The following is a 7301-nucleotide window of genomic DNA, read 5'->3' on the forward strand; positions in this document are numbered from 1 at the left end:
CCCCGCCCGCTGCACGGCGGCGTCTTCCACACCTACGAGGACCACCGGCTGGCCACCGCCGCCGCCGTCCTCGGCCTGGTGGTGGACGGCGTCCTGGTGGAGAACGTGGCGACCACCGCGAAGACCCTGCCGGACTTCCCGCAGATGTGGGCCGACCTCCTCGGCCAGGGCTGACGGGGGATCACGAACATGCGCCGCTACGGCAAGGACGCCGACGAGGACGACATCCGCAGCCGCCCGGGCCGCCGGGGCTCCCGCCCCCGCACCCGCATCCGGCCCAAGCACGAGGACGCCGCCGAGGCGATGATCCTCACCGTGGACCGGGGCCGGATGACCTGTCTCGTCGACGGCGGAACCAAGGACGAACGCCTGGTCACCGCCATGAAGGCCCGCGAGCTCGGCCGCAAGGGCGTGGTCGTCGGCGACATCGTCAACCTGGTCGGCGACCTCTCCGGGGCCCCCGACAGCCTGGCCCGGATCGTCCGGGTCGAGGAACGCACCTCGGTGCTGCGCCGCACCGCGGACGACGACGACCCGTACGAGCGGATCGTGGTCGCCAACGCCGAGCAGCTGGCCATCGTCACCGCGCTCGCCAACCCGGAGCCCCGCCCCCGGCTGATCGACCGCTGCCTGGTCGCCGCGTACGACGCCGGGATGGAGCCGCTGCTGGTGCTCACCAAGTCCGACCTGGCGTCGGCCGACGAGCTGCTGGAGTCGTACGCGTCGCTCGGCATCGACTACGTGGTGACCCGGCACGACGAGCTGGCCACCACCGGCGCCGAGGCCGTCCGCGAGCACCTGCGCGGGAAGACCACCGTGTTCATCGGGCACTCCGGCGTCGGCAAGACCACCCTGGTCAACGCGCTCGTCCCGGACCAGCAGCGGACCACCGGCCGCGTCAACGCCGTCACCGGCCGCGGCCGGCACACCACCGTCTCCGCGCTCGCCCTCCGGCTGCCCCCGCCGCCCGGCGTGAAGCCCGGCTCCCGCAAGGCCCTCGACCCGGGCTGGGTGATCGACACCCCCGGCTTCCGGTCCTTCGGCCTCTCCCACATCGACCCGTCCCGGGTCATCCTCGCCTTCCCCGACCTGGAGCCCGGCACCGAAGGCTGCCCGCGCGCCTGCTCGCACGACGAACCGGACTGCGCACTGGACGCCTGGGTCGCCGACGGCCACGCCGACCCGGCCCGGCTGTACTCGCTGCGCCGCCTCCTCGCCACCAAGGAGGCCCACGAGGAGGACTGAGAGTTCACCGCCCGACGAGTCGCCCGGCCCTGTCCACTGGGTAACGATAGGAAGGTCACACCGTCCTATCTGACAGGGAGTCAACCCGATGGCATGGGCCATGGTGATCCTCGCCGGTCTGCTGGAAACGGGATTCGCGGTCAACCTCAAGCTCAGCCACGGCTTCACCAAGCTCTGGCCCACCATCAGCTTCTGCCTCTTCGCCCTCGGCTCCTTCGGCCTGCTCACCCTCTCCCTGAAAACCCTCCCGGTGGGCAGCGCCTACGCGGTGTGGACCGGCATCGGCGCCGCCGGCACCGCGCTGTACGGAATCGTCTTCCTCGGGGAGTCCTCCTCCACCCTCAAGCTGGTCTCGGTCGGCCTGGTCATCGCCGGTGTGATCGGTCTGCAGCTCAGCGGCTCGGGACACTGAGTCCGCTAGGGTTCGAACATGGCCGACTACCACGACGATCTCCGACTCGCCCACGTCCTCGCCGACTCGGCCGACTCGGTCACCATGGAGCGCTTCAAGGCGCTCGACCTCAAGGTCGAGACCAAGCCCGACCTGACACCGGTCAGCGACGCCGACAAGGCCGCCGAGGAACTCGTCCGCTCCGTCCTGCAACGCGCACGGCCCCGCGACGCCGTGATGGGCGAGGAGTACGGCCTGCAGGGCTCCGGTCCGCGCCGCTGGGTGATCGACCCGATCGACGGCACCAAGAACTACGTCCGCGGCGTCCCGGTCTGGGCCACCCTGGTCGCCCTCCTCGAGGAGCAGCCCGACGGCGAGTACGCCCCGGTGGTCGGCATCGTCTCCGCCCCCGCGCTCGGCCGCCGCTGGTGGGCCGCCAAGGGACTCGGCGCGTTCGCCGGCCGCAGCCTGGCCAAGGCCCAGCGCATCCACGTCTCCAAGGTCTCCCGCCTCGCCGACGCCTCGCTCTCCTTCTCCTCGCTCAGCGGCTGGGAGGAGCGCGCCCGCCTCGACGCCTTCCTCGACCTCACCCGCAAGTGCTGGCGCACCCGGGCCTACGGTGACTTCTGGTCCTACATGATGGTCGCTGAGGGCGCCGTCGACATCGCCGCCGAACCCGAACTCTCCCTCTGGGACATGGCCGCCCCCTGCATCGTCGTCCAGGAGGCCGGCGGCCGCTTCACCGGCCTCGACGGCATCGACGGCCCCTCCGGCGCGGACGCGGTCGCGACCAACGGGATCCTCCACGAGGCGGCGCTGCGCTCACTGTCGCTCTGACGGGTGCGGAAACAGGGGCGCTGGGGGCACCTCCCGGCCCGCCAGGACTGGGGGAGAACTGCGCGACAAGCGCAAGGCCCGTCCGTGAGGTCGCAAGCACGTGCAGGTCATTGTCCTGCGTCGCGATCGCGATCTTTTCGACGGGTGCGTTCCCCTTCGCGCAGTTCTCCCCCAGCCCTGGCGGGCCGGGAGGTACCCCCACGCGCCCCTGGGGGTGCTCCCCTACGCGGACAGTTCGGCGTTCAACGCCCCCAGCAGCCGTCCCGCCCGCTCCGCGACCTCCGCCGGTCCGTACTCCGCCGCCCGCTTGCACCAGTTCTCGGCCTGGACGGCCTCCCCCCGTCGCAGCGCGAGCAGCGCGAGCCGCAGGGCCGCGCGCCCGTGCCCGGCGTCCGCGGCGCGGGTGTACCAGAGCATCGCCTCGGCCTCGGAGTCCTGCCGGGCCAGCAGCAGGCCGAGGTTGAAGGCGGCGCTGCGGCTGCCGCCCTCCGCGGCGCGCCGGTACCAGCTCTCGGCGATCTGCAGCGCGCCGCGCTCCGCGGCCCGGACGCCCATCCGGACCTGCGCCCGCAGGTGCCCGGCGTCCGCCGCGACCGCGTACCAGTGCTCGGCGTCCGCGTCGGCGTCGCCGCGGCGGTCGAGCAGGGAGGCGAGCCGGAACGCGCCCTCCGCGGAGCCGCCTTCCGCGGCCTGCCGGTAGCGGTCGAGCGCCCCGGTGAGGTTGCCGCGCTGTTCCTGGACGACGGCGAGTTGGAGGGCGGCTTCGCCGTGCCCCTCGGCGGCGGCGCGGGCGTACCACTCCTGGGCCTGCCGGGTCTCGCCGCGGCCGGCGTGCAGCACGCCGAGGTTGAACGCGCCGTCGACGGAGCCGGCCTCGGCGGCCTTGGAGAACCAGGGTTCGGCGCCGGACTCGTCGCCGCGCTGGAGCAGCATGACGGCGAGCGCGTTGCAGGCTTCGCGGTGGCCGGCGTACGCGGCGCGGCGGTACCACTGTTCGGCCTGGGTGTCGCGGCCGACGCCGGCGCACAGCAGGCCGAGGTTGAAGGCGCCGTTGTGGTCGCCGGCGTCGAGCGCGGCGCGGTACCAGCGTTCGGCGACGGCGTCCTCGCCGCGGCCGGCGTGAAGTGCGCCGAGTGCGTTGGCCGCTGCGGCGTCGCCGGCTTCGGCGGCCTCCTGCCACCATTCGGCGGCGGCGGTGGGGTCGCCGGCGTCGCGGAGCAGGAAGCCGAGCGCGCAGGCGGCGCGGGCTTCGCCGTTCTGTGCGGACTGCCGGTACCAGCGGGCGGCTTCGTCGAGGTCGCCGCGGGCTTCGAGGAGCACGCCGAGGCGCAGTGCGGCGCGGGGGTGGCTGCGGGCGGCGGCGGTGCGGTACCAGGTCTCGGCGGTGTCCTTGTCGCCGGCGGCTTCGCGCATCCGGGCGAGGCGGTAGGCGGCTTCGCGGTGGCCGGAGTCGGCGGCGGCCTTGAACCAGCGTTCGGCACGGACGTCGCGGCGGTGTTCCATCAGGTCGCCGAGGGCGTACGCGCCGAGCGGGTGGCCCTGTTCGGCGGCGAAGTGCAACCAGTACTCGGCGGCTTCCTCCTCGCCCTGGTCGCGCAGCTGCAGGCCGAGGGCGTGGGCGGCGGGGGCGGAGCCGGCGACGGCGGCCTGCCGCCACCACTGGCCGGCTTCGGCGCGCAGGCCCTGCTGGTGGAGCAGGACGCCGAGGTTGTTGGCGGCGGCGCGCAGGCCCGCGGCGGCGGCGGTGCGCAGGTACGGTTCGGCGTCCTGGAGGTCGCCGCGGCGCAGCAGGAGGGCGCCGAGCTGGCTGGCGGCGCCGGGGTCGCCGGCGTCGGCGGAGCCGCGGTGGCGGGCTTCGAGGGCGGCCTGTTCGCGGGCGGCGAGGGCGGTTTCGAAGCTGTCGGAGCCGTCGTCGCTCTCCAGCAGGTCGCGGGCGGAGGCGGTGGCGACGACCTGGTCGGCGGTCAGGTGGACGAGGCTGTCGGGACCGTAGCCGGATGCGGCGAGGCCGCGGCCGGCGGTGTGGCGCTGTGCGGGCAGGCTGCCGCCCGGCCGGCGGGCGGGTCGGGCACCGGTGCCGGTGTCCGTGCTGCTGCTGGCCGTCGGTGGTTCTCCCGTTCCGTTCCTTCCGATGAGTTTCATGCCGACTCCAGCTCCCCCCGAGTGTCGCGGCATTCGCCCCCGGCCATCGGCCCGGGACGGCTCCCCCAGGGGTCACGCCGGATCGGACGGCCCGTCAACGGCCGCGCCGCGTCCCCCTCGTGGTCCATCGTCGCATCACCCAGCAACCCTCGTACACCTGCTCCGTCCGTTTTGGCGGAGCGGGGCCGAAGCCCGGCGAGATTGCTTCAGCGCTTTGTCGATTTCCCGACACTGAGCCCCACAAACCCCGGCCACGCATCGTACCGGAGTCGATCAACACTCGATGCACACAAGGCCGAAGGCCCGGAGGGCGATTCCCTCCGGGCCTTCGCTCAAAGGATGGTGACGACAGGTCAGCCGACGGTGAAGTCGTCCGCCTGGTAGGCGCCCTGTCCGTACCAGCCGTGCACCCAGATGGTCACCGAGGTGACCGAGGCGCCGGTGGTGAACTTGGTGGACAGCTGCCCCCACGCGCTCCCGCCGGGCGTCCAGGTCGAACTGTCCGCCCCGGAGCCGGTGACGCCCAGGTAGGTGTAGTTGCCCTTCACCCACGCGGACAGCGTGTACGTGGTGTTCGGCTTGACCGTGACGGTCTGCTGGCACTGCGCGGTGTCACCGGCGCTGGTGTTGCCCTGCAGCGCGTACGAGCCGGTGTGGCCGCCGCTGACCACGGCGCCGCCACTGCCCGCGCAGGTCCACGGGCTGAGCGCGCCGGACTCCAGGCCGGGGTTGGCGACGATCCCGCCGCTGGGCCCGCTCGGCGAGGAGGACGGGCTGCCCGACGGCGAACCGCTCGGCGAGGAGGACGGCGAGCCGCTCGCGGAGGTGGAGGGCGACGGGCTGGTGCCGCCGCTGCTGCTCGCGCTCGGCGACGGCGAGGTCGGCGGCGCGGGGCAGTTGGCGGCCGAGCCGTTGGTCGCCGTCACCAGCGGGTTCAGCAGTACCGCGTTCGGGTCGTCGTACAGCGAGAACACGAAGGAGCCGCCGAGCCCGTTGCAGTGCGCGTAGTCCATCTTGGCCTGGATGGACCTGGCGTTCTCGCCGGACCAGAAGTTGGTGCCGTCGTAGAAGTACGAGGCCTGCGAGGCCGGGTCCCAGTACGTGTAGCTCGCGTTGTCGACGACACCCAGCAGTTCCTTGTACATCCGCACGCCGGCGACGTTGCCGGAGTTCGGCGCACCCTGCGCGGGCCCGCTGGCCGGCTGGAACAGCCCGTGGTTGGCGCCGGCCGCCACGCCCGTCCAGCCGCGGTAGTACAGCGGGACGCCCATGTTCAGCTTGTTGGCCGGGAAGCCGCCGGGGATGCCGTACGAGGGGTCGCCGACCGTGTACGCCTTGATCGCCTCGTCGATGGAGTACTTGGCGTTGCCCGGCGGAATGTTGTTCGACGGGTCGTTCGGGTTCTGGTAGATCCCCGTCTGGTGGTTGGTCGGGCCCTGCGCCTCCCAGCCGCCGTGCATGTCGTACGTCATCGGGTCGGCGAAGGTCAGGTACTGGGCGATCTTGTCGGTCTCGACGTACTGGATCTTGTCCTGGCCGGCCGGCAGCGCGGCGCTCAGCGCGTAGGTCTTGCCGTCGGCGGCGCCCTGGGTGTTGAGCTGGCTGCGGAACTCGGCGAGCAGCGCGGTGAAGTTCTGCTTGTCGTTCGGCGAGGAGTGGTTGCCGGTGTGGCCGCCGCCGCCCGGGTACTCCCAGTCGATGTCGAAGCCGTCGAAGATGCCCTTGCCGGTGCCGGGGCCGCCGTAGCCGCCCTGGGCGGGCAGGTTGCCCTTGATGAACATGTCGACGCAGGAGGAGACGAACTTCTTGCGGGAGGCGTCGGTGGCGGCCGCGTCCGAGAAGTACTTGGAGTACGTCCAGCCGCCGATCGACATCAGCACCTTCAGCTTCGGGTACTTGGCCTTCAGCTCCTGGAGCTGGTGGAAGTTGCCGGCCAGCGGCTGGTTCCAGGTGTCGGTGGAGTTGTCGACGCTGTTGCCGTTGGCGAAGGTCTTCGCGTAGTCGGCGTAGTAGTCGCCCGCGCCGTCGCCGGCGTTCGGGTTGTTCTCGTCCTGGGAGGCCGCCGAGTTGGCCTCGAAGCAGGTCAGGTTGGTGGGGTCGATGTTGGCGAAGTCGTACAGCAGGTAGTCGAGCTTCCCGGCCATGCCGTTGGTGTCGACGTTCTTCAGGTAGTAGGCGTTCTGGTAGATCGACCACTGGTCGAAGTAGGCGACCTTCATCCCGCCGCTGGTGGCGGGGGCGCCGGTGGTGTTGGCCGGTCCGGCGGTCGCGTCGGGGGCTCCCAGCAGCGACATCGCCCCGGCGAGCAGGGTGGCGGCCGCCGCTGTGACGGCCCAGACCCTTCGGTTGTTGCGGTGCATGCGGATGTGCCTCTCCTGTCACGTGGGGATGCAGGAAACGCCGTCCGACACCCCGGTCGGGGAGAGCGGCAGACGGAAGCAGAACACGAACGATTCCCGTTGCGGGCATACGCGTTGCAGCACCACGAGGCGGGCGGTGGGGGCCGCCCGTCATGGGCATGACCCAGATTGGACTGGACCAGTGGGGGTGTCAACGGGTCTGCACCAAGGAATGGCAAAGGCCCGGAGGCTAGTGCCTCCGGGCCTTTCGCTACTGAGTAGCGGGGACAGGATTTGAACCTGCGACCTCTGGGTTATGAGCCCAGCGAGCTACCGAGCTGCTCCAC

The 7301-nt window shown here is 71.9% G+C and carries 6 protein-coding genes; 4 read left to right on the plus strand and 2 right to left on the minus strand.

The window, feature by feature from the left end:
* From IEZ12_RS37735 to hisN, 4 genes are all read left to right on the plus strand, one after another.
* A partial coding sequence (locus IEZ12_RS37735) for a carboxyvinyltransferase (protein ID WP_505744208.1) occupies positions 1 to 174 on the plus strand: 174 nt, incomplete at its 5' end.
* Positions 175 to 189: 15 nt separating this feature from the next.
* The gene (gene rsgA, locus IEZ12_RS05310; protein WP_189271026.1) at positions 190 to 1245 is read left to right on the plus strand and encodes a ribosome small subunit-dependent GTPase A; all 1056 of its coding nucleotides are present in this window, start codon (positions 190 to 192) and stop codon (positions 1243 to 1245) included.
* An 88-nt stretch (positions 1246 to 1333) separates the two neighbouring features.
* A complete protein-coding gene (locus IEZ12_RS05315; protein WP_043915951.1) occupies positions 1334 to 1657 on the plus strand; it encodes a DMT family transporter in 324 nt (107 codons plus the stop codon).
* 18 nt (positions 1658 to 1675) lie between these two features.
* Positions 1676 to 2473 carry a histidinol-phosphatase gene (gene hisN / locus IEZ12_RS05320; protein ID WP_043915950.1) on the plus strand — a complete coding sequence of 266 codons (798 nt, stop codon included), beginning with the start codon at positions 1676 to 1678 and terminating at the stop codon, positions 2471 to 2473.
* Positions 2474 to 2695: 222 nt separating this feature from the next.
* Here hisN and IEZ12_RS05325 read toward each other — a convergent pair whose 3' ends face one another.
* Positions 2696 to 4615 (minus strand): tetratricopeptide repeat protein, encoded by a 1920-nt coding sequence (locus IEZ12_RS05325; protein ID WP_229847260.1) that lies wholly within the window; start codon positions 4613 to 4615, stop codon positions 2696 to 2698.
* A 353-nt stretch (positions 4616 to 4968) separates the two neighbouring features.
* Complete coding sequence (locus IEZ12_RS05330; RefSeq protein WP_189271027.1) at positions 4969 to 6975, minus strand: glycosyl hydrolase family 18 protein; 2007 nt, start codon at positions 6973 to 6975, stop codon at positions 4969 to 4971.
* Between the last annotated feature and the right edge of the window lie 326 nt (positions 6976 to 7301).

Origin of the sequence: Kitasatospora griseola (assembly GCF_014648555.1) — a bacterium.
GTDB classification, from domain to species: Bacteria; Actinomycetota; Actinomycetes; order Streptomycetales; family Streptomycetaceae; genus Kitasatospora; species Kitasatospora griseola.

Excerpts from the sequence above, each read along its gene's own strand:
- rsgA (WP_189271026.1), top strand. The coding sequence starts at position 190 with ATGCGCCGCTACGGCAAGGACGCCGACGAGGACGACATCCGCAGCCGC.
- IEZ12_RS05315 (WP_043915951.1), top strand. The coding sequence starts at position 1,334 with ATGGCATGGGCCATGGTGATCCTCGCCGGTCTGCTGGAAACGGGATTC.
- hisN (WP_043915950.1), top strand. The coding sequence starts at position 1,676 with ATGGCCGACTACCACGACGATCTCCGACTCGCCCACGTCCTCGCCGAC.
- IEZ12_RS05325 (WP_229847260.1), bottom strand. The coding sequence starts at position 4,615 with ATGAAACTCATCGGAAGGAACGGAACGGGAGAACCACCGACGGCCAGC.
- IEZ12_RS05330 (WP_189271027.1), bottom strand. The coding sequence starts at position 6,975 with ATGCACCGCAACAACCGAAGGGTCTGGGCCGTCACAGCGGCGGCCGCC.